A 22297-nucleotide genomic window follows, 5' to 3' on the forward strand; every position below is an offset into this window, starting at 1 on the left:
GTTGCCGGGCATCGTACGGCGGGCCAGGGGGTGATCTTGAGCATCACGGAGGAGGAGTCGTCCCGGACGGGTGTCGCGGCACAGGCATTCGTCGCTGTCGTCGAGGCCGACGCGCACGGCGGGCTGGGGCGTGTGCCGGCGTCGATCCTGCGCGACGCCGCGGTGGCGGCGGCCCTGCTGGCGCGGGAGGCCGCGCTGATCGCGTCCATCGTCACTCCCGACGACCGTCGTCGCGACGGCGCCGAACCGCGCGTCGTGCGGCTGCTCGGCCGGCTGTGCGACACGGCGTACGCCGCCGAGGACCACCAGCTCAGCCAGCTGCTCGACTGGTTCGCGAGGGCGTGGTTGGGGCGTCCGTTCAACGGTTCCATCTACGGCGGCCGGCACCTGCCGGAGGAGGTGTACGCCCCCCTCGCCGCGCTGACCGACCAGGTCGGCGACGCGCCGGTGATGATCTGCGCGGCCGCCCGCCAGGAACTGGAGCGGGTGCTGGGCGCGCTGGAGCGGGACGCGTTCCGGCTGAGCGCGATCGACCGCGAGGTGACCAGCGCGCTGTTCGTCAAGCCCGTCCGCGAGGTCGTCGCGGCGGCCCGCGCCGGGCGGCCGCACGATGCCGGCCTGCTCGGTGAGCGCCCGGAGGAACTGGTGGCCATCGCCAACCGGACGCTGCGCGAGCCGATCCCGACGAACGGTCGACGCTGGCCGCTGCTGGTGCGGGCGACCGAACAGATCCAGGAGCACGTACGCCGGTTGATCGAGATGGGACGGCTGTCGCACGGCGCTGTCACGCCGCCCGCCGTACCCGGCCACGGTCTGCCCGCCCCGCTGGCCGAGCTCCTGGACATCGCTCTCACCGCGGCCGAGCCGCCGCCCGTCGGCGAGCGCCTTTCGGAGGCGGTGGCGAAGGCCGCGCTCGCGCACGCCGGCACGCCCGAGCTGGGTTGCCGCGTGGCGGCCGTGCTGGAGGGTCTCGACATCGCGACCGCCGAGGTCGAGGAGGCCCTGGCACCGCTGCGTGACCTGCACGAGCGGGTCCTCGAATACGCCGCCCGCTGTCCGGACGACGCCGAGGTGGAGGAGGTCGCGGCGCTGATCGGCGAGGGCATCGCCGACTGTGACCTCGGGTACGCCCGGGACGGCCTCGAGCTGCTCGCCGTGACGGTGCGTGGAGCGGAACTGCGGCGGCGGCTCGCCCGGACCGACAACCGGATCGACACCATGCCCCCGGCCCGGGCCCGCAGCGCCGGCCCACACCTGCGGGCCGCCCGGATCGCCATCGACGAGCAGCGGTTCGAGGACGCCGAGTTCCACCTGACCGAGATCGACGGCCCGACCGACACCGGGGCCCGGTCCGCACCGACCCCGGGTGCGGCGACCGCGCCGCCGCCCCCGTCCCTGGCGGACTTCAAGCGCCGCCGTGACGTGTCCGACCTGTCCGCCCTGTCAGCCGCGATCGAGCAGGCCGTCGCCGACGGTGACCGCGACGAGCTGCTCGCGCTGGTGCGCCGCCTCGGCCGGCCCGACACCGGCGAGGTCATCGACCTGGTGATCGACCGGTTCGCCACCGACGGCGAGCTCGTCGAGGCGTTGCTCTCCGGACTTCCCCCGCGGCAGCGTCCCGCGCTGCTGCACCGGCTGGCCGAGGTGCGGCGTGCCCGCGGCGACGAGGCGGGCGCCGAGGAGGCCGCGCGGCGCAGCCGGCCACCCGTCCCGCCGGCCGACCTGACGGCGGCGGCGCCGCTGCCGGCCGCCTACCTGCTCGTCCCGAGGACGAACCCGTCGTCGTCGACCGACGCCGGCGACGACCGCCCGTCTGCGGCCGAACTGGCCGACGACGCCCGCGCCGGCGCTGCCATCTCCCTCGGCTGGGCGGTGGGGCGGTACGTGGTCGCCGGGGAACCGGTGCGGGGTCTGGAGCTGTACCGCGAGTGCGCGGAGCGCTTCTACGGCAACGCGACGTTGGCGTGGAACCTGGGCTGTGCGTACGCCGCGGTGGGCTGCCGCGCCGAGGCGCTCGGCGCGCTGAGATACTTCGTCGACTTCATGGCGGATCGGGTGCCGGCGGAGCAGCGCACCGCGCTGACCGAGTTCCTCCGGGTCAACGGCGAGCTGGCGCCGGAGTGGGCGCCGGCCGCCGCGGCGCCGGCCGTGCCGCACCACGTCATGCAGGCGCAGGAGAAGGCCGCGAAGGCACTGTACGAACAGGGCCAGGCCGAGGCGGCGCTGCGCCGGATCCGTCGCCTGCTGCGGGTGGCCCCGCACTCGCCCGGCGCCTTCCTGCTGCTGCGGATCTGTCGGGAGCAGCGCTGGCTGGACCAGGCCCGCGAGTCGGTCACGGAGATCGCGGCGGCCGGGGCCGCGAACTGGCGCCACCACTACGAGCTGGCCCGGATCGCGGTGGAGGTCGGTGCCGCCGACCTCGCGGAGGAGCACCTGCGGACGGCGGCCGACCTCGGCGCGTCGGTGGACGAGCTGCACCGGTTGCGGCAGCGGATGGGTGCCGACCGGCCGGGCGGCCGGGTGCGGCCGAACGGTGCGGCGGAACCGGCGACCGGGGCGACGGCGCTGACCCGGGTCCCGCAGCCGCGCGACCTGATCCGTGAGGTGCGCGCCGCCATCGTCGACCCGTACGACCCGTCCTACCTGGTGGAGCTCGCGCGCCAGGCCCTCAAGGCGACGCCTTCGGCCGCCCCGGTGATCCTGGCGGAGGTCCTGGCCGCGCCGCAGGCCGAGGAGCTGCTACGGGCGTTGGTCCGGTTCCTGCCGGCCGAGGGCCAGCTCAGCGCGGTGCTGGTGCTGGCGCCCGAACTCAGCTACGCCGGCCGCATCCGGGACGCGATCGAACTCCTGCGGGGCATGGAGACCGTCGTCCGGCCGACGGAGTTGCCGCGGGTGTGGTTGACCCTGCAACGGCTGATGCGCGACGCGGGCATCGACCCGGACAGCGAACCGGGGGGCTGGCTCCGGCTGCCCGCCGCACCCGGACCGCCGCGGCCGGACGGCCCCGCGCTCGCCCCGCCGCCATGGATCACCGACATCGTGGTCACGTCGGGCACCCCGCCTGCGGTCCACCGGGCCCATCAGGTGCAGCTCGAGCAGGGACCGGCGGCCGCGGCGCCGCTGTGGCGGGACGCCGTCGCCGCCGGCTTCGGCCTGGCGCTGCCCAACGCCCTCGGCACGCTGGTGCTGACCGGGCGGGCGGGGGAGGCCGTGGCGCTCTACCGGCAGACGTCGGATCGCCTCTACCTGGTCGCCAGCGCGGCATGGAACCTCGGCTGCGCCTTCGCCCAGCTCGGCGACCTGGAGTCGGCCGGTGCCGCCTTCGAGTACCACACCCGGGTCACCTCCCGGACGTACCTGCCCGAGCAGCGGGCCGCCCTGGAGCGGCTCTTCGCCGAGCTCGGACGCCCGCTGCCGATGCCGGTCGCCTATTCCGGGTGGCGTTCCGTCCCGTCGCCCCGATCGGCCCCGCCGGCCGCGGTGGCGTCGGCGTCGCGTGCCGTCGAGGCGTTCCGGCGCGCCCCCGACGCGCACCGGTTCATCGTCGCCAGTTCGGCCCTGCGTGCCGAGATGGCCGACGCGCCGCGGGACCGGCAACGGCTGCTGCTGGCCCGGATCGAGGAGATGTTCGAAGAGCTCCCCACCCCGACGGCGCATCCGTACGCCGAGCTGATCCGCGCCCTCGCGCTCGCCGGGGAGGACCAGCGGGCGTGGACGATGGTGCTGGAGTGCCTCGAGCGGTTCGACCTCGCCGGGGACCTGCTCGCACCGGCACTTGCCCTGGCCACCGGTCGGGACCGGGCGGCGCAGCTCGAAGCGATCCTGGGCCGGCACGCGGACGACGCGGACTACACCCGTTACCTGACCCTGGCGAAGCTCGCCCGGAAACGGGGCGACGGGACGGCGCGCCGGCGGTACGCCGAAGCCGCGTTGCTGCAGAACCCGTCGTCGGCCGAGGCGCGACAACTGCTGGGCAAGCGCGCCCGGCCGACCGAGAGCAGACCGCTACGGGAACGGCGGTCCGCCCTCGAGGAGCTGGTGCGGTCCATGACCACCCGGGAACCCGCCGAGGTCCTCGCCCAACTGCCGGACTATTCGGCGGAGATCAAGCGGCTGGAGAGCCGGGCGGTCGACGTGCTCACCCCGTTCCCGCCGCGCGACGAGTTCATGGACATCGACGACGCGGCCCGGCCGTCGGTGCACGCCGGGATCCGCGCCGCCCGCAACGAGGACTGGCCCCTCGCGGCGACCGAATTCGGCGCGGCGCTGCAGATCCAGCCGCGCCATCTGGGGATGGCGCGCAACGCGGCCGGCGCGCTGATCCGCCTCGGGCGGTTGTCGGACGCCCGGGCCATCGCGGAGTCGATCTCCTACAGTGTCCAGGGCAAGCTGCTGCTCGCCCAGCTCGCGTACGCCGCGGGGGAGCTGGACCAGGCCACCGGGTACCTCGCCGAGCTCTCCGTGGCCAGCGTGCCCGAGGCGAACGCGTACGCGTTCGGGCTGGCCGGCGTGCTCCTGCATCTGCAGAACCGCCCCCGCGCGGCCGCCGAGGCGCTGCTGCGCCGCGCCGAGGACGCCCTCCCGGGTCGCCCCGAGTTCGCCACCGCGCTCGCCGCGGTGATCGCGAACCAGCACGGCCACGACGACCTCGTGCAGCGGGCCGTCGACCTGCTGTTCACGCCGCGGCTGACCAGCGAGCAGGCGGTCGCGTGGGCGATCGAGCGGCACCGGCTGGAGGCCCTCGGCGCGGCCCACGCGCCCGAGCTGCGCCCCGACGATCTCGAAGCGCTGGTGGATCACTTCGCCGGCCACGACCCGGTCCGGCTGCGGAACTTCCTCGACCGGCTGGCGGACCGGTTGCCGGCCGACCGCAACCGCGAGCTGCGGCTGCTCCGGGCGCGGATCGCCGAGGAGTGCGGCCTCGTCGAGGACGCGTTCGCGGCCCGGTTCAGCCTGCTCGATCCGAACGCCCGCGACCGCCGGGCCATGCTCGACGACCTCACCGCGTTCTGCGAACGCACCCTCTACCTGGAGGGTCTGGAACGGGTTCTCGAGGTCAAGCGGGAGTGGCACCTGCTGACGCCGGGCGACCGCGATCGTGCGGAGGCCCAACGCAGCAGCATCGAGTACCGCAGGTCCGTCTACCGCGAGAAGATCAACGCCACCCTGTGGGAGATCCAACGGATCAAGGCGGACGACGACATCGGGCGCGTCGAGCCGCCCCTGGCGGCGTTGACCGACCGGCTGCTCGGGTTCACCGAGGGGACGGGCGTCGCCCAGGCGGTCCACCGGCTCGCCGCGCTGTGGCGGCGCTGCGTCGACCTGCTGCCGCTGGTCGGTGATCCGGCCACCGACGCCGGGCTGCGCAGCGAACTGCTGACGGTGCTGCGGCAGATCCGGTCGCTGCAGGGCGGTCTCGGCTCCGCGGTGGTCGAGGAGGCGGCGGTCACCGTCGGCAAGTGGCTGTACGGGCGATGGGAGCAGATCGCCCGCGACCAGCGCAGCTCCACCGGGGCGATCGAGGTGAACGTCCTCGCCGCCAGCCGGATCGTCGGCGGACCGGTCGAGGCGGTCGTCGAGTTCACCGCGCACGTCGACGTCCGGGACCTGCGCGTCCGGCTCGGCGGCCAGACCACCAACCTCGGGCCGATGGGTGCCGAGGATCAGCGGACCGAGGGGTTCTGCGCGGACGACGTCGCGGACGACGTGAGCCTGACCGTGACTTTCCAGACCGCCGACGGCCTCCGCGACGAGATCGTCCGGCAGCTCACCCCCGAGGTGGGCGACCAGCACGACCACCCGGTCCGGTCGCTGTTCACCCCGAACGTCAGCGCGACCGGCGACATGTTCTTCGGTCGCAACGCCGAGCTGGAGAAGCTGCGTCTGGAGTACGGCGAGGCGCACACCCGCAATGCCACGATCCGTAGCCTGACCGGCCCGCGGAAGGTCGGCAAGACCTCGCTGCTGCAGTGGCTGGAGACGGACGGCCCACCCGCGACCTGGAAGATCCCCTATGTGCTGCCCATCTACCTGGACGTCAGCTCGTTTCCATCGGGGGTCCACCCGCTGGGCCGCATCGGCCGCGCGATCGCCTCGGCCGCCGAGGCGCTCGCCGCGCAGGGCCGGTTCACCGACCCGGTGCCGCCGCCGCCGGCCGAGCCGGACGACGCGCAGGCGTTCATCCGGTGGTGCCGGCAGCTGCGTGCCGCCTGCGGCGAGCGGATGGGGTTCCTCGTCATCCTCGACGAGATCCAGGAGCTGCTGAAGGATCTCCACGCCCGGCAGGAGCTGGGCCCGGTCGCGGCCAGCCTGCGGACGATCGCCAACAGCGGTGCCGTCGCCCTGCTGCTGTGCGGCTCGTGCACCGGCGCCACGCTGAAGTCGCTGCTGGCCGGCACCGCGCTGCAGGACGAGTTGCAGACCGAGACGCTCGGCTACCTCGACCGCCGGGCGACGGAACAGGTCTTCGAGGAGGGCTTCGCCGGGACGGCCCGCATCCTGCCCGAGGCGAGGGCGGAGGTGTGGCGGCTGACCGAGGGCCACCCCAACCACACCCACCACATCGGCAAGAACGTCGCCCTGCGCCTCACGACCGACCGCCGCCGGCTGGTCACCCGCAGCCTGGTCGGCGAGGTCGGGCTCGCCATGGCGAAGACCTCGGCCGCCACGATCGGGATCGTCAAGCTGGAGACGGAGGGGCCGGACGGTCGCGACCTGCTCGTCCAGCTCGCCAACCGGGCGCAGGGGGCCATCGACCTCGGCGAGACGGCCGAGTTGAAGCGGGAACTCGATGCTCGGCACATGGACCAGATCGACCGCTACCTGCTGATCGGCCTGCTGCGGGTCGACCGCGAGCAGTACCGGTGGGCGAACGAGATCATCAACCTGCACGTCCAGCACTTCGCGGAACGGCAGTTCTCCCAGTTGCGGTTCACCATCGAGGAGAGCCACCTGCACGCGAGCCAGTACGAGACCCAGCGAACGTATTCGCTGGGACCGTGCCGTACCCGGCTGGTCATGCGGGAGGGGCAGTTGTTCACCGCGAAGCGCGTGACACAGGGGGCCGACACCGGTGCCCGGTCGCGGGCCGATTCGTCGGCGCTGACCGGCGACGAGACCGCCAAGCTGGTCGACGAGTTCCTCACCTACTTGTCCCGGACGCCGGTGACCGGCGTGCCCCGGTATGTGGGGCGCGAGGGTGACTGGTTCCTCTTCGACCATGCCGAGGGCCGCTCGCTGGCGGAGATCGCCCGGATGCAGCGCGACGTGCCGACCGAGCCGCACAAGCTGGTCCGGTGGATCGCGGCGGCGTGCGACGTGGTGGAGCGGGTCTTCCGGTTGCGGGGGATCACCCACGGCAACATCAAGCCGGGCAACCTGATCGTGGACGACACCACCGTGAGCGTCGTCGACTGGGGGCGCGGCACCCACGACGGGTCGGCCAACCCGATCAGCGGCGGCACGCCCGGCTACCTCAGCCCGGGCTATCTGCGCCGGCTGGAGCAGGACGAGGGCGGCTCTCGGCCGACGGACGACGTCTTCGCCCTCGGCGTCGTCCTGTACCAGATGCTCGACCCGAACGGCGCGCTGCCCTACGGCACCGATCTCGGCGACCTCGACCGCGCCGACCGGCCGGTCGGGGCCCGGCCGTTGCCGGTCGAGTTGCCGCTGATGGCGTGCCTGAGCCGGGCCATCGCGCTGCGCGACGAGGACCGCTACGTGACGGCCGCCGACTTCGCGCGCGACCTCCGGCTGGCCGTGCCGGAGGCCGCGCCGGGACGGCCGGCCCAGTTCCCACCCCCGCCGGCGCCGACCCGTACGGCGGGCCAAAACCTGATCATCCACAGAGTCGAGGAGATGAACGTGACCAAGGACGGGATCAGCATCGAGGGCAGCTCGGTCACCAATTCGGTGGTGGGACACAAGAACCGGATCGGGACGTTCGCCGTCGGCGCCGGGGCGGAGGGCTCGGAGCTGTCGTCCCGGCTCGCTCAGCTCAGATCCGCCGTCGAGGCACTGCGGGCCGAGCTGTCGCCCGGGCTCGCCGACGGCGTGGCCCGGGACCTGGCGGCGTTCACCGGCGAGGTGACCGCGGAGACGCCGCGGGCAGACCGGCTCCAGCGCATCGGCGCCGACATCGTCGATGCCGCGGAGACGCTGCCGGCGACGACCCCGCTCTTCCAGCGGGTCGGCCTGCCCGTCATCACCCTGGTCAACGACATCATCAACATGATCGCCGGCTGACGGCGACGGAGGGCCGGTGCACGCCCCGACCCTCCGCCGCCCTAGCGGGAGACGTGCTGCGTCTCGGTGAACTCGGCGTCGCCCTCGTTCCAGCGCATGACCACCGCGAACGCGCGGCCGTCGCCGAGCGCGCCCATGAGCGGCCAGGAGAACTCGCTACGCGGCACGATGTCCGGGGCCTCGTCGCCGTACAGCCGGGGTGGGGTCCCCTGACCGGCGAGCCTCCCGACACTGACCCGCACCCGCTCGGCCCTCGCGGCCCCGGCGTTGGTGACGACCAGTCGTTCCCGCCGGATCCGGTACTTCACCGCCCCGCGGTCGTCCCGGTACTGCTCCCGCTCGCTGTCGTACCGGGCGCGCAGCACCGCGCGTTCCCGGCCGCTCGTCCGGCGGGGGACCGCACCGAGACCGAGCAGGTCGAGGTCCGCCTCGATCGCCTGCCGCACCTGGTGCCCGAGGTCCTCCGGGCTGGCGTACGTGCCGAGCAGTCCGAGCTTCGACAGGTGCTCCTGGAACGAGCGAAGGGCTTGCACCTGCCCGAGATCCGCGTCCCGTGGGATGGGCTCGTCGGAGAAGTAGACGTGCACCGGCTTGCCCGCGGCGTGCGAGCGTTCGATCTCCTCCGCGGTGCCGGACACCGCCGCCGTGGTGGCCATGCCCAGCCGCGAGTCGAACAGGGCGATCACGATGTCGGCGCGGTCGACGAGTTGCTCGTTGATGATGCTCTGTGCGCTCCCACCGAGCCGGGGCACCGCGTTGGTCTCCCACCGTCTGGGTAGCAACACCACCTGTTCCCGCTCGGCCCGGGCGGCGTTCCAGCCGTGCAGGGCCTCGGTCACCGCGTCGCGTTCCGCTGCCGTGTCTCCCGGCGAAGCGATCAGGACCCGCAACACGTGTGCGTCGAAGGGCATGGCGACCAAGGTAGCGGACCGGGGCACCCGCCAGCCGCTCCCGCGCCCGGGCCCGGGCCCGCCATCGGCCCGTCCCGGGTTCCCGGTCAGCGGGGCGCGTCGGCCCGGTCCAGGAAGAGCAGCTGGGCCCGCTTCTCCGGCAGGTCCACCTGCGGCCCGGCCACGAACCCGCAGCGCAGCAGCCGCCTGATCGCCCGCTCGTTGCGCGCGTCCGGCTCCACCACGATCCGGCGCCGGTCCGGATCGGACAGCACGAAGTGGAGGATCACCTCGACCAGGGCCGCGGTGAACCCGTGCTCGGTCGACGACGGCGGACCGAGCAGCAGGTGGATGCCGTAGTCGCCGGGGCGCACGTCGTAGTACTCGCCGACCGGGTCGGCGTACGGGTCGTACGTCTGCAGCAGCGCGACCGGCACCCCGTCCCGGTGCATCAGGTACGCGTGGTGCGTGCGCAACGAGTCCAGGTACCGGTAGATCTCCTCGACCCGTTCCCGGTCGGCGTCGAGCATCCCCCAGAACCGGGCCCGCTCCTGGGTCACCCAGCCGTGCAGCAGGTCGATGTCGGTGTCCGGGTCGACCGGCCGGATGGTCACCGTCCCGAACCCGGGCACGTCCCGGGCGTACCGGTGCGGGTCGGCGCCGGGCGTCGTGGCGGTGCGCTGCTCAGTGCTCATCTCGCTCCTCGGTGAGGCGGTCCCAGTCGGTGATCACCGGGACGAGTTCCCCGGTCAGCCAGAGCGGCTGCTGGTCATGGTGGTGCGGGTCGCCGGGCACGCCGGAGGCGCCGTGCGGCACCACCCAGCGGCTCTCCTCGCGCCGGGCCAGGTCCCAGACGTACCGGGCGACCGGCGCGCGCAGGCACGCGTCGGTCACCCCGGGCACGCTGGAGGTGGCCAGCACGCAGTCGTGGTCGCCGGCCAGCTCCGGTCCCGGCGCGCCGGCCGGCTCGGGCAGCGCCCGCCACGGCGCGAGCCGGTGCCGCTCGCCCCAGCGGACGGCGCCCGGGTCGGCGGCGGCCACCTCCTCCACCGCCGCCCGGACCAGCGCCGGCCGGTCCACCTCGGGCAGCCCGAGGCGCAGCAGCGACTCCAGCGCGTAGCCGACCCGCGGGGTGAGCGCCAGCCAGGGCCGGAACAGCTCCGGGTACGCCGGTGGGCCGGCGAGACCGGCCAGCGCGGGGTGGGCCGCGAACCGGCGGACCACCGCGGCGCGCAGGGCGGCGAAGGCGGCCGCGTCGACGCTGTCCGCGGCCATCCGGCGGTCCCAGCGGCGCAGCCGCTCGCGCAGCGCCCCGGCCCGCGGGCCGAGCCCGGTCAGCCCGTCCAGCAGCGCCAGCAGCGGCTCGGCCGAGGCCAGGTAGGTGTCGGTGTGGACGCGGGCCATGTCCCCGGCCCGCCAGCCCGTCGACGCGTCGAGCAGCGCCCGGATCCGCTCGGCCCGGTGCGGCGGCGCGAACTCCACCCCGAGCGGCGCGGCCAGCCCGCGCTGGTTCGCCATCACCGCGACACCGTCGACCTCGGCCCGGGGCAGCGGCGCGTGCCAACCCCGCCAGGCGTGCCGCGGGTCCCAGGCCGGCACCACCCGCAGCCGGTTGTCCGGGTGCCGCACCGGCACCGCGCCGGCGACCCGGTGCAGCAGCCCGCCGGCGGTGTCCGCCGCCTGCACCACGTTCACCGGCTCCACCCAGTGGTCGAAGGCGGCGTCCACGTCGGCGACGGTGCGCGCCCGCAGCAGCGCGGGCAGCGCGGCGAAGCCGAGGTTCCCGGTGACCCGGGGCGGGTAGCGCAGGCTGACCGCCGGCTCGTCGTCGGGGCCGCCGGCGATGACCGGCCCGCGCTCGGTCTCCACCACCTCGACCTCGACCGGCGCCGCCCCGGCCACCTCGACGGTCTCCACGTGCGCCCGGACCGGTCGCCAGCCGTCCGGCCCGTACGCCTCCACCGCCGTGCCGCGCCGGCGCAGCCGCTCGGCGTACAGGTCCTGGTAGTCGGCCATCGCGTTGGTGATCGACCAGGCGACCTCCCCGGCGTGTCCGAAGTGGCCGATCCCGGGCACTCCAGGCACGGCCAGCCCCAGCACGTCGTACTCCGGGCAGGCGAGCCGGACCTGCTGGTAGATGCCGGGGTCCTCGACGAAGCGGTGCGGGTCGCCGGCGAGCAGCGCGGCCCCGCTGGCGGTCCGCTCCCCGGCCAGCAGCCAGCCGTTGCTGCCGGAGGTCGCCGGCCCGTCGGTGTGGAAGAGGGTGACCGCGGCGGCGCCGAGCCGGCGGGCCACGTGCTCGCGCCACAGCTTGCCGGGGAAGCCGGCGAAGAGGATGTGGTGGGCCAGCCAGAGTGCCAGCGGGGTCCACGGCTCCCACCGGCCGGGGCTCAGCCCGGTGGCGGCGAACTCCGGGGCACGGGCCGCGCCCGTGGCGAGCCCGGCGTTGACCCCGTCGACGTACCGGCCGACCCAGCCGGCGGTGGCCGGGTCGAGGGCGGCGTGGCAGCGCCGGGCGGTGTCGGCCAGCCGGGCCCGGCGGGCGAAGACGTCCCACTCCACCGCCTCGGCCCCCAGGAACGCCGCGCTGGTGCCCTGCGACCGGTGCCGTTCGACCTCCAGTTGCCAGGCCCGGTCGGCGGCGGTCGTGCGGCCCTGCGCGAACGCGAGCTCGTCGGCGCTCTCCGCCCGCAGGTGCGGAATGCCCCACGGGTCCCGGAAGACCTGGATCCGCCTGCCGGCACGCGCCGGCACGGCGGCCGCGGCGCGCCGCGGGGTCCGGTCGCTCACGACACGGTCGCCGCAGCCCGGCGGCGGGCGGCGGGCACGACCAGCGGGGTGCCCGTCTCCGGGTCCGGGATGACCCGGCAGGGCAGCCGGAACACCTCCTCGACCAGCTCGGCGGTGACCACCTCGGCCGGCGGCCCGGCGGCCACCACCCGCCCCTCGCGCATGGCGATCAGGTGCGTCGCGTAGCGGGCCGCGTGGTTGAGGTCGTGCAGCACCGCCACCAGGGTGCGGCCCTGCTCCTCGTGCAGCCGGGCGCAGAGATCCAGGATCTCGATCTGGTGGGCGATGTCGAGGTAGGTGGTCGGCTCGTCCAGCAGCAGCAGCGGCGTCTGCTGGGCCAGCGCCATGGCGATCCAGACCCGCTGCCGCTGCCCGCCGGAGAGCTCGTCGACCGCGCGGTCGGCGAGGTCGGCGACGCCGGTGGCGGTCATCGACTCGGTGACGATCCGCTCGTCCTCGCGCGACCACTGGCGCAGCAGCCGCTGGTGCGGGTAGCGGCCGCGGGCGACCAGTTCGGCCACGCCGATGCCGTCCGGCGCGATGGACGACTGGGGCAGCAGCCCGAGGGTACGGGCCACGCTGCGCGCCGAGCGCCGGTGGATGTCCTCGCCGTCCAGCAGCACCGCCCCGGCGGCCGGCCGCAGCAGCCGGGACAGCGCGCGCAGCAGCGTGGACTTGCCGCACGCGTTCGGGCCGATGATGACCGTGAAGGACCGGTCCGGCACGGCGACGGTCAGGTCCTCCGCGACGGTGCGCCGCTCGTAGGCGAGCGTCATCGCCTGGCCGCTGAGCCGGTGGGGCTGCATGGTCGTTGCTCCGTTCTGGTGAGTGGTCGTCACAGCCGGCCGGCCCGGCGTTCGGTGGCGAGCAGCCAGACCAGGTAGCCGCCGCCGATCACGCCGGTCACCACGCCGACCGGCAGCTGGTGGCCGCTGAACGCCCGCTGCGCCAACTGGTCGGCCGCGACCAGCAGCGCCGCGCCGACGGCCATCGCCGGCAGCAGGTTCGGCCCGGGCGCCCGGGTCAGCCGCCGGGCCAGGTGCGGCGCGGTGAGCGCCACGAACGACACCGGCCCGGCCGCCGCCGCGGCGAGGGAGACCAGCAGCACCGCCGCGCCGAGCAGCAGCAGCCGCACCCGCTCCACCGGTACGCCCAGCGCGGTGGCGGTGTCGTCGCCCAGCTCGATCACCCGCAGCGCCGGCGCGCAGCCGAGGAACACCACCGGCACCAGCACCGCCAGCGTGACCAGCAGCGGCAGCGCGTTGACCCAGCCCCGCCCGTCCAGGCTGCCGGTGAGCCAGAGCACGGCCCGGGCCGCGTCCATCAGCGGGGCCCGGGTCAGCAGGTAGCCGTTCACGCCGGTGAGGATCGCGGTGACCCCGATGCCGACCAGGATCAGCCGGTAGCCGGGCAGGCCGTGCCGCCAGGCGAGGGCGTGCACCAGCACGCCGGTGGCCAGTCCGCCGGCCACCGCGGCCGCGCCGAGCGCCAGGCTGCTGCCGCCGACCACGACCACCAGCAGTGCGCCGGTGGACGCGCCCTGGGTGAAGCCGAGCACGTCCGGGCTGCCCAGCGGGTTGCGGGCCAGGGACTGGAAGACCGCGCCGGCCAGCGCCAGCGCGGCGCCGACGCAGACGGCGGTGACCAGCCGGGGCAGCCGCAGCTCGGTGACGATGAAGTCCTCGGCTAGGCTGCCGCCACCGGCCAGCGTGCGCAGCACGTCGGCGGCGCTCATCGGATAGTCGCCGCTGCGCAGGGCGAGCACGCCGAGGGCCGCGGTGAACAGCGCGCAGGCGGCGCCGACCACCAGCGCGCGGGGGCGCAGGCGCAGCGACAGCCCGCCCGGGGTACGCAGCAGGATCACGGGTGGGCCACCCGTCCGCGCCGGATCAGCCAGAGGAAGAGCGGCCCGCCGAGCACCGCGGTGACCATGCCCACCTGGAGCTCGCCCGGGCGGCCGAGCACCCGGCCCAGCACGTCGGCGCCGAGCAGCAGCACCGGGGCGAGCAGCGCGCAGTACGGCAGCAGCCAGCGCAGGTCCGGCCCGGTCAGCGCGCGGACCAGGTGTGGCACCAGCAGCCCGACGAAGACGATCGGGCCGCAGGCCGCGGTGGCGGCCCCGCAGAGCAACGTGATCGCGGTGATCACCACGCCGCGGATCAGCGCCGGCCGGGCGCCCAGCGCCCGGGCCGAGTCGTCACCGAGCGCCAGGGCATTGAGCGGGCGGGCCGCGACCAGGGCGACCAGCAGGCCGGCGCCGATGAACGGCAGCACCCGCAGCACCGTCGCGGTCTCCGCGGTGGCCAACGACCCGACCGTCCAGAACCGCAGCCGGTCCAGGGATGCGGCGTCGAGCAGCATCACCGCGCTGACGTACGAGTAGAGGGTGGCGTTGAGCGCCGCGCCGGCCAGCGCCAGCCGGGCCGGGGTGGCCGCCCGGCCGCCGCCGACCGCGTACACGCCGACGGTGACGGCGGCGGCGCCGAGCAGCGCGAACCAGACGTAGCCCCCGACCCCGGTGACGCCGAGGAAGGCGGCGGCGGTGGCGACCGCCGCGGCGGCGCCGGCGTTGATGCCGAGCAGGCCCGGATCGGCGAGCGGGTTGCGGGTCAACGCCTGCATCACCGCGCCCGCCACCCCGAGGGCGGCGCCGGCGAGCAGGCCGAGGAGCGTCCGTGGCAGCCGCATCCGGTGCACGACGGCGTACTCGGCCGAGTCGCGGTTGAGCAGGCCCTGCCACACCTCGGCGAGCGGCAGCTGCTTGGCGCCGACGGCGATGCTGAGCACGGTGACGGCGACGAGCAGCAGCAGGGCGGCGACCAGACCGGCGGCCCGCAGCGCGGCACGGCCGCGACGGGGCGGGGCCGGCACCGCGGGCGGCGCCGCGGTCAGGCCACCGCTGCGTGGTGACTGGATGACGGACAGTGTGAACTCCGGTGGGGAAACGCCGAACGGGACTTGACAGCAGGTTAGGTTAGGTTAACCTAACCGCGCTGTCCATGGTCACTCCCCGACCCTGATCGAAAGACGACTTCATGTCTGATCCCGTGTCCGCCCGTCGCCTCTCCCGCCGTGGCCTGCTGGCCGGCGGTGCCGCCACCTTCGCCGTCCTGCTCGCCGGCTGCGGACGCGACGGTGACTCCGCATCGCCCGCCGCCGGCAACGGTTCCGGCCCGTGGTCGTTCACCGACGACCGCAACGAGAAGGTCAGCGCCGGCACCCGTCCGTCCCGCGTGGTGGCCTTCACCGGCACCGCGGCGGCCCTGGTCGATTTCGGACTCGACAAGCAGGTGGTCGGTGTCTTCGGGGAGACCAGGCGCGCGGACGGCACGAAGGACCCGCAGGCCGGCGACCTGAACGTGGAGAGCGTGGAGATCCTCGGCAACGTCTGGGGCGAGTTCAGCGTCGAGAAGTACGCGGCCCTGCGCCCGGAGCTGCTGGTCACCCACACGTACGACCCCGGCGCGCTCTGGTACGTGCCGGACGAGAGCAAGGACAAGATCCTCCCGCTGGCGCCCAGCGTGGCCGTCACCACCGCCCGGGTGCCGATGACCAAGCCGATCGAGCGCTACGCCCAGCTCGCCGAGTCGCTCGGCGCCGACCTGTCCGCGAAGAAGGTCACCGACGCGAAGGCCCGCTTCGAGGCCGCCGCCGAGTCCGTCCGCCAGGCGGTCAAGACCAACCCGGGCATCAAGGTGATGGCCGCCTCCGGCAGCCCCGACCTGTTCTACATCTCCAACCCGAAGGTCAGCACCGACCTGATGTACTTCGCCGAACTCGGGGTCGACATCGTGGTGCCGACCAAGCTCGAGACCGGCGACTACTTCGAGGCCCTCAGCTGGGAGAACGCCGGCAAGTTCCCGGCCGACCTGATCCTGCTGGACAACCGCGGCACCGCGCTGCAGCCCAAGGACCTCACGGCCAAGCCGACCTGGCAGCAGCTGCCCGCGGTCAAGGCCAACCAGGTCACCGCGTGGGACGCGGTGCCCCGCTTCTCGTACGCCGGCGCGGCGCCGCTGCTGGAGAACCTGGCCAAGGCGATCCTGGCGACGAAGAAGGTCAGCTGATGACCAGCGCCGCCGCCGAGGCGCTCGCCGCGCAGTACCGGCTCTACGCCGCGCACGTGGTCGACGTGCGGCGGATCGGCGGCTGCCTGATCCGGATCACCTTCGGCGGCACCGACCTGGCCGGGTTCGCCAGCGGCGGCCGGGACCAGAGCGTCTCGCTGTTCCTGCCGCACCCGGACAGCCGGCGCCGCTGCTGCCGGAGCCGAGCGAGCCGGACTGGTCCGCCGCCTACCGGGCGATGGACCCGGACGTGCGGGCGGTGATGCGGTCGTACACCATCCGGGCGCACCGCCCCGAGCGGTCGGAAGTGGACATCGACTTCGTCAGCCACGGCGACCCGGGCCCGGCCTCCCGGTGGGCCGGCCGGGCCCGGCCGGGGGACCGGGTGGTGCTGCTCGGCCCGGCCGTGGCGGAGAACCGCAGCGTCTGCTTCCGCCCGCCGCCCGGCACCGACCTGGTGCTGCTGGCCGCCGACGAGACCGCGCTGCCCGCCGCCGGCGGGATCCTCGACTGGCTGCCTGCCGGAACGCGGGTCCGCGCCTGGATCGAGGTCCCCGACGCGGCGGACATCCAGCAGCTGCCCACCGCCGCGCAGGCCGAGGTCAGCTGGGTCGTCCGGGGCAGCACCCCGCCCGGCAGCGACCTGCTGGTGGACGCGGTCCGCGCCGCCCGGCTGCCGGCCGGCGCGACATACGCCTGGGTCGCCGGGGAGTCCGCGATGGTCCGCGCGGTGCGCCGGCACTTGGTCGGCGAGCGCGGCCTGGACCGCCGCCGGGTCACCTTCACCGGCTACTGGCGCCGCGGCGCCTCGGAAGAGGACCTGCGCGCCGAGGCGCTGGCCGACGCCACCGCCTGACCGCACCGCGACACCACCGAACCCGTCCCACCGCCGCCCTGGCCGCCCGCGCACCGCGCGGGGGGCGGGTGCCGGCTGCCCACGTACCACCGCCGTCCGCAACCGAGCGTGGAGGACCTGCCCATGAGTCTGCCGGGACACACCGTCGAGGTCGTCACGGCCACCCCCGGATCGACCGCCGCCCGGGCCCAGCTGCTGAACGACGGGTCGGTCGAGCGATATCGCACGGCGGTCGCCGCCGGCGTGGACCGGGTGGCCCGGCGGGTGGCCGCCGTGGACCGCCCGTTCACCGGGGTCACCCCGGCCGAACTGGCGCCGCGGATCGGGGCGATCGACCTCGACCGCCCGCTCGGCGACACCACCGCCGCCCTCGACGAGCTCGAGGAGGTCTACCTGCGTGACGCCGTCTGGTTCCACCACCCCCGCTACCTGGCCCACCTCAACTGCCCGGTGGTGATCCCGGCGCTGCTCGGCGAGGCGGTGCTCAGCGCGGTGAACTCCTCGTTGGACACCTGGGACCAGAGCGCCGGGGCGACGCTCATCGAACGCCGGCTGATCGACTGGACCGCCGAGCGGATCGGCCTCGGCCCCGCCGCCGACGGCGTCTTCACCAGCGGCGGCACCCAGTCCAACCTGCAGGCCCTGCTGCTCGCCCGGGAGGAGGCGCTCGCCGGCGCCGCCCCGGCGGCGCGCCGGGACCTGCTGCCCCGGCTGCGGGTGGTCGCCTCGGCCGCCGGCCACTTCAGCGTCCAGAAGTCGGCCACCCTGCTCGGCCTCGCCCCGGACGCGGTGGTCACCGTCGAGACCGGACCGGACCGGCGAATGCGGCCCGAGGCGGTACGCCGGGAACTCGACCGGTGCCGGCGCGCCGGCCTGGTGGTGATGGCGGTGGTCGCCACCGCCGGCACCACCGACTTCGGCACCATCGACCCGCTCGACGGGATAGCCACCGTCTGCGCCGAGGCCGGGGTGTGGCTGCACGTCGACGCCGCGTACGGCTGCGGCCTGCTGGTGTCGCCGACCCGGCGGCACCTGCTCGACGGCATCGAGCGGGCCGACTCGGTGACCGTCGACTACCACAAGTCCTTCTTCCAGCCGGTCAGCTCCAGCGCGTTGCTGGTGCGCGACGGGCGCGCGCTGCGGCACGCCACCTACCACGCCGACTACCTCAACCCGGCCCGGATGGTCGTGCAGCGCATCCCCAACCAGGTCGACAAGAGCCTGCAGACCACCCGCCGGTTCGACGCGCTCAAGCTCTGGCTCACCCTGCGGGTGATGGGCCCGGACGCGGTCGGCACGCTCTTCGACGAGGTGCTCGACCGGGCCGCCGACGCCTGGGAGCTGGTCAGCGCCGACCCGCGCTTCGAGGTGGTGACGCGCTCGCCGCTGAGCACCGTGGTGTTCCGCTACCTGCCCACCGGCGCGGCCCGCGACCTCGCCGACGGGGCCAACCTGCACGCCCGGGAGGCGCTGGCGGCCTCCGGCGCCGCCGTCGTCGCCGGCACCACCGTGGACGGCCGGCAGCACCTGAAGTTCACCGTGCTCAACCCGGCGACCACCCGTGACGACGTCGCCGCGGTGCTCGACCTGATCGCCGAGCACGCCGGCCGGTACGTGCACGCCCACGCCGCCGCCCGGCCCGCCGCCGACCTCACCTGCCAGGTCGGCTGACCACCGTTCCCGCGACCCGCGCCTGGAGGCCGGATGTCCACCCACGACTTCATCGCGATCGGGCTGGGCCCGTACAACCTGGGCCTGGCCTGCCTTACCGCGCCGATCACCGACCTCGACGGGCTCTTCCTGGAGGCCCGTCCCGACGTCGACTGGCACCCCGGCATGCTGCTGGAATCCGCCCGGCTGCAGACGCCGTTCCTGGCCGACCTGGTCACCCTCGCCGACCCGACCTCGCCGTTCTCCTTCCTCAGCTACCTCAAGGAGACCGGCCGGCTCTACCCGTTCTACATCCGGGAGAACTTCTTCCCGCTGCGCGTCGAGTACGACAACTACTGCCGCTGGGCCGCGGCCAAGCTCGACAACCTGCGCTTCGGCCACCGGGTCACCTCGCTGACGTACGACCCGGCCGACGAGCGGTACGTGGTCACCGCCTCGGTCGCCGGCACCGAGGTCGTGCACCGGGCCCGGCACCTGGTGCTCGGCACCGGCACCCCGCCGTACCTGCCGGAGACCTGCGCCGGGCTGGCCGGCGACGCGATCCACAACTCGCGCTACCTGCCGCACCGGGACGCGCTGAAGGCCAAGCGGAGCATCACCGTGGTCGGCAGCGGGCAGAGCGCCGCGGAGATCTACCACGACCTGCTCGGCGACATCGACGCGCACGGCTACCAGCTGAACTGGGTCACCCGCTCGCCCCGGTTCTTCCCGCTGGAGTACACCAAGCTGACCCTGGAGATGACCTCACCGGACTACGTGGACTACTTCCACGCGCTGCCCGAGCCGACCCGCTACCGCCTGGAGGCCGAGCAGAAGGGGCTGTTCAAGGGCATCGACGCCGACCTGATCAACGACATCTTCGACCTGCTCTACGCGCGCAGCGTGCACGGCCCGGTGCGCACCCGACTGATCACGAACACCGAGCTGACCAGCGCCGCGTACGACGCCGCGACCGGGACGTACACCCTCGGGCTGCGCCAGGTGGAGCAGAGGCGGGACTTCACCCTCGACACCGAGGGGCTGGTGCTGGCCACCGGCTACCGCTACCGGGTGCCGGAGTTCCTCGCCCCGGTGCGCGACCGGATCCGCTGGGACGGCCACGGCCGGTTCGACGTGGCCCGCAACTACAGCATCGACAACACCGGCCGGGGGATCTTCCTGCAGAACGCCGGCACCCACACGCACAGCATCACCTCGCCGGACCTGGGCATGGGCCCGTACCGCAACTCCTGGATCATCCGGGAGCTGCTCGGCCGCGAGCACTATCCGATCGAGAAGAGCATCACCTTCCAGGAGTTCGGCGCGCCGGCCGGGGTGGCGTCGTGACCGCCGTCGTGTACACCCGGGTCGACCCCCGGCTCGGCGAGCTGGCCCTGCGTACCCTCGACCCGGAGGCGGACGCCGCGCTGCTGCACGGCTGGGTGACCCATCCGAAGGCGGCGTTCTGGATGATGCAGGACGCGGACGTCGCCGCGGTCGCGGCGGAGTACCGGCGGATCGCCGCGCACCCGCACCACGACGCCCACCTCGGGCTCTGGCGGGGCCGGCCGGCGTTCCTCGCCGAACGGTACGACCCCGCGCACGTCGAGCTGGCCGGCCGCTACGACCACCGCCCCGGCGACGTCGGCATGCACTTCCTCTGCGCCCCCACCGACACCCCGGCGCACGGCTTCACCCTGGCCGTCATCACCACCGTCATGGAGTGGCTCTTCGCCGACCCGGCCACCCGACGGGTGGTGGTCGAGCCGGACGTGCGCAACACCGCCGTGCACGCGCTCAACGCCGCGGTCGGCTTCGCCGTCGTCGGCGAGGTGACCCTGCCGGCGAAGACCGCTCTGCTGAGCGTCTGCACCCGCGAGCGGTTCGGCGCCGCCACCGCCGTGCGTGATCCCGCCCCCGACCCCGCCGCCCGCACCGAAGGAGTACCGGCATGACCGCCCGCGCCGTCGCCGCCCACCTGACCCCGGAGAACTGGGCCCGGGCCAACCGGCTGCTGGTCCGCAAGGCGCTCGCCGAGTTCGCCCACGAACGCCTGCTCAGCCCGGAGCCCGACGGGCCGGGCCGGTACCTGGTCCGCAGCGACGACGGCGGCGTGGCGTACCGGTTCGCGGCCCGGGTGCTCAGCCTGGAGCACTGGCAGATCGACCCGGAGAGCATCACCCGGCACCGCGGCGAGGACGAACTGCCGCTGGACGCCGTCGACCTCTGCCTGGAGCTGCGCGGCGCGCTCGGTCTCAGCGACCGGGTCCTCCCGGTCTACCTGGAGGAGATCACCTCCACCCTGGCCGGGGCCGCGTACAAGCTGGACCGGCCGGCGCTGCCGGCGGCCAAGCTGGCCCGGGCCGACTTCCAGACCGTCGAGACCTCGATGACCGAGGGCCACCCCTGCTTCGTGGCCAACAACGGTCGGCTCGGCTTCGGCATCGACGAATACCACCGGTACGCCCCGGAGGCCGCCGCGCCGGTCCGGCTGGTCTGGCTGGCCGCCCACCGCGACCACTCGACCTTCACCTGCGCCGCGGACCTGCACTACGACACCCTGGTGCGCGGGGAACTCGGGGCGCAGACCCTGGCCGGTTTCGCGGAGACCACGGCCGAGCTGGGCCTGGACCTGGCCGACTACCACCTCATCCCGGTGCACCCGTGGCAGTGGTGGAACAAGCTCGCCGTCACCTTCGCCGGGGAGGTCGCCCGGCGGCGCCTGGTCTGCCTCGGCGAGGGCCCCGACGAACACCTCGCCCAGCAGTCGATCCGCACCTTCTTCAACGTCACCGAACCGCACCGGCACTACGTGAAGACGGCGCTGTCGGTGCTGAACATGGGCTTCATGCGGGGGCTCTCCGCGGCGTACATGGAGGCGACCCCGGCCATCAACGACTGGCTCGCCGACCTGATCGCCGCCGACGAGGTGTTCCGCTCCACCGGGCTGACGATCATCCGGGAGCGGGCCGCAGTCGGCTACCGACACCCGCAGTACGAGGCGGCCACCGACCGGTACTCCCCGTACCGCAAGATGCTGGCCGCGCTCTGGCGGGAGAGCCCGGTGCCCGCCCTGGAGCCGGGCCGGCGGCTGGTCACCATGGCCTCGCTGCTGCACACCGACCGCGAAGGCCGGTCGTTCGCCGCCGCGCTGATCGCCGGCTCCGGGCTGGCGCCGCGGGTGTGGCTGCGCCGCTACCTCGACGCCTACCTCACCCCGCTGCTGCACAGCTTCTACGCCTACGACCTGGCCTTCATGCCGCACGGCGAGAACGTCATCCTGGTCCTCAACGACTGCACCGTGCAGCGGGCGATCTTCAAGGACATCGCCGAGGAGATCGTGGTGATGAGCCCGGACGCGGAGCTGCCCCCGGCGGTGGAGCGGATCCGCGCCGACGTGCCCGAGGAGATGAAGCTGCTGTCGGTCTTCACCGACGTGTTCGACTGCTTCCTGCGCCACCTGAACGCCATCCTGGTCACCGAGGGGGTCTGCGACGAGGAGACCTTCTGGGGCGCGGTCGCCGAGTGCGCCACCGACTACGCCGGCCGGGTCCCGCACCTGGCCGACCGGCTGCGCCGCTACGACCTGTTCGCCCCGGAGTTCGCGCTCTCCTGCCTCAACCGGCTCCAGCTGCGCGACAACCAGCAGATGGTCGACCTCGCCGACCCGTCGGCCGCCCTGCAACTCGTCGGCACCCTGAGCAACCCGATCGCCCGCTACGCCCCGGCCACCGCCGGCGCGGCCGCGCCGGCTCTGGCGTAGGTGTCGACCGCCCGGCGGCCCGACTCCGGTCGGCCGC

Annotated in this window: 13 protein-coding genes and 1 pseudogene; 8 read left to right on the forward strand and 6 right to left on the reverse strand. The window is 74.3% G+C overall.

Going from position 1 to position 22297, the window contains the following annotated elements; all coding sequences use genetic code 11:
- Positions 1-36 precede the first annotated feature (36 nt).
- Positions 37-8244: a protein kinase domain-containing protein gene (locus ACVCAH_RS20020; protein WP_447137694.1), complete on the forward strand. Its 8208-nt coding sequence runs from the start codon at positions 37-39 to the stop codon at positions 8242-8244.
- Between the two features lie 41 nt (positions 8245-8285).
- Here ACVCAH_RS20020 and ACVCAH_RS20025 read toward each other — a convergent pair whose 3' ends face one another.
- The 6 genes from ACVCAH_RS20025 to ACVCAH_RS20050 all read right to left on the reverse strand — a co-directional run bounded on the left by ACVCAH_RS20025 (position 8286) and on the right by ACVCAH_RS20050 (position 14849).
- Entirely contained in the window at positions 8286-9155 is an 870-nt protein-coding gene (locus ACVCAH_RS20025) for a hypothetical protein (protein WP_447137695.1), read from the reverse strand.
- Between the two features lie 86 nt (positions 9156-9241).
- Positions 9242-9829 carry a GNAT family N-acetyltransferase gene (locus ACVCAH_RS20030; RefSeq protein ID WP_447137696.1) on the reverse strand — a complete coding sequence of 196 codons (588 nt, stop codon included), beginning with the start codon at positions 9827-9829 and terminating at the stop codon, positions 9242-9244.
- Positions 9819-11864 carry a penicillin acylase family protein gene (locus ACVCAH_RS20035; protein ID WP_447137753.1) on the reverse strand — a complete coding sequence of 682 codons (2046 nt, stop codon included), beginning with the start codon at positions 11862-11864 and terminating at the stop codon, positions 9819-9821. The genes ACVCAH_RS20030 and ACVCAH_RS20035 overlap by 11 nt, the downstream gene beginning before the upstream one ends.
- A gap of 56 nt (positions 11865-11920) precedes the next feature.
- Positions 11921-12700: an ABC transporter ATP-binding protein gene (locus tag ACVCAH_RS20040; RefSeq protein WP_447137754.1), complete on the reverse strand. Its 780-nt coding sequence runs from the start codon at positions 12698-12700 to the stop codon at positions 11921-11923.
- A gap of 59 nt (positions 12701-12759) precedes the next feature.
- Positions 12760-13788, reverse strand: a complete 1029-nt coding sequence (locus ACVCAH_RS20045) for a FecCD family ABC transporter permease (protein WP_447137697.1) — start codon at positions 13786-13788, stop codon at positions 12760-12762.
- Positions 13785-14849 (reverse strand): FecCD family ABC transporter permease, encoded by a 1065-nt coding sequence (locus ACVCAH_RS20050; protein ID WP_447137755.1) that lies wholly within the window; start codon positions 14847-14849, stop codon positions 13785-13787. Before ACVCAH_RS20050 ends, ACVCAH_RS20045 begins: the two co-directional genes overlap by 4 nt.
- 110 nt (positions 14850-14959) lie before the next feature.
- On the opposite strand from ACVCAH_RS20050, the gene ACVCAH_RS20055 reads away from it, so the two are divergent.
- From ACVCAH_RS20055 to ACVCAH_RS20085, 7 genes and pseudogenes are all read left to right on the forward strand, one after another.
- Positions 14960-15991 carry an ABC transporter substrate-binding protein gene (locus tag ACVCAH_RS20055; protein ID WP_447137698.1) on the forward strand — a complete coding sequence of 344 codons (1032 nt, stop codon included), beginning with the start codon at positions 14960-14962 and terminating at the stop codon, positions 15989-15991.
- Positions 15991-16340, forward strand: a pseudogene (locus ACVCAH_RS20060) (siderophore-interacting protein); the annotation flags it as partial. The gene ACVCAH_RS20055 and the pseudogene ACVCAH_RS20060, both read left to right, overlap by 1 nt.
- 108 nt (positions 16341-16448) lie before the next feature.
- Positions 16449-16847 (forward strand): siderophore-interacting protein, encoded by a 399-nt coding sequence (locus ACVCAH_RS20065; RefSeq protein ID WP_447137756.1) that lies wholly within the window; start codon positions 16449-16451, stop codon positions 16845-16847.
- A gap of 123 nt (positions 16848-16970) precedes the next feature.
- On the forward strand, positions 16971-18518 hold the full coding sequence (locus ACVCAH_RS20070; protein ID WP_447137699.1) for a pyridoxal phosphate-dependent decarboxylase family protein: 1548 nt from the start codon (positions 16971-16973) through the stop codon (positions 18516-18518).
- A 33-nt stretch (positions 18519-18551) separates the two neighbouring features.
- A complete protein-coding gene (locus ACVCAH_RS20075) occupies positions 18552-19844 on the forward strand; it encodes a lysine N(6)-hydroxylase/L-ornithine N(5)-oxygenase family protein (RefSeq protein ID WP_447137700.1) in 1293 nt (430 codons plus the stop codon).
- Positions 19841-20452, forward strand: coding sequence for a GNAT family N-acetyltransferase (locus ACVCAH_RS20080; RefSeq protein WP_447137701.1), 612 nt, complete (start codon positions 19841-19843; stop codon positions 20450-20452). The genes ACVCAH_RS20075 and ACVCAH_RS20080 overlap by 4 nt, the downstream gene beginning before the upstream one ends.
- Positions 20449-22260 carry an IucA/IucC family protein gene (locus tag ACVCAH_RS20085; protein ID WP_447137702.1) on the forward strand — a complete coding sequence of 604 codons (1812 nt, stop codon included), beginning with the start codon at positions 20449-20451 and terminating at the stop codon, positions 22258-22260. The genes ACVCAH_RS20080 and ACVCAH_RS20085 overlap by 4 nt, the downstream gene beginning before the upstream one ends.
- The last annotated feature ends 37 nt before the right edge of the window (positions 22261-22297 follow it).

It is taken from the genome of Micromonospora sp. LZ34, from assembly GCF_052981855.1.

Coding starts and splice junctions, on each gene's coding strand:
- ACVCAH_RS20075 (WP_447137700.1), top strand. CDS start 18,552: ATGTCCACCCACGACTTCATCGCGATCGGGCTGGGCCCGTACAACCTG.
- ACVCAH_RS20070 (WP_447137699.1), top strand. CDS start 16,971: ATGAGTCTGCCGGGACACACCGTCGAGGTCGTCACGGCCACCCCCGGA.
- ACVCAH_RS20030 (WP_447137696.1), bottom strand. CDS start 9,829: ATGAGCACTGAGCAGCGCACCGCCACGACGCCCGGCGCCGACCCGCAC.
- ACVCAH_RS20040 (WP_447137754.1), bottom strand. CDS start 12,700: ATGACGCTCGCCTACGAGCGGCGCACCGTCGCGGAGGACCTGACCGTC.
- ACVCAH_RS20025 (WP_447137695.1), bottom strand. CDS start 9,155: ATGCCCTTCGACGCACACGTGTTGCGGGTCCTGATCGCTTCGCCGGGA.
- ACVCAH_RS20085 (WP_447137702.1), top strand. CDS start 20,449: ATGACCGCCCGCGCCGTCGCCGCCCACCTGACCCCGGAGAACTGGGCC.
- ACVCAH_RS20055 (WP_447137698.1), top strand. CDS start 14,960: ATGTCTGATCCCGTGTCCGCCCGTCGCCTCTCCCGCCGTGGCCTGCTG.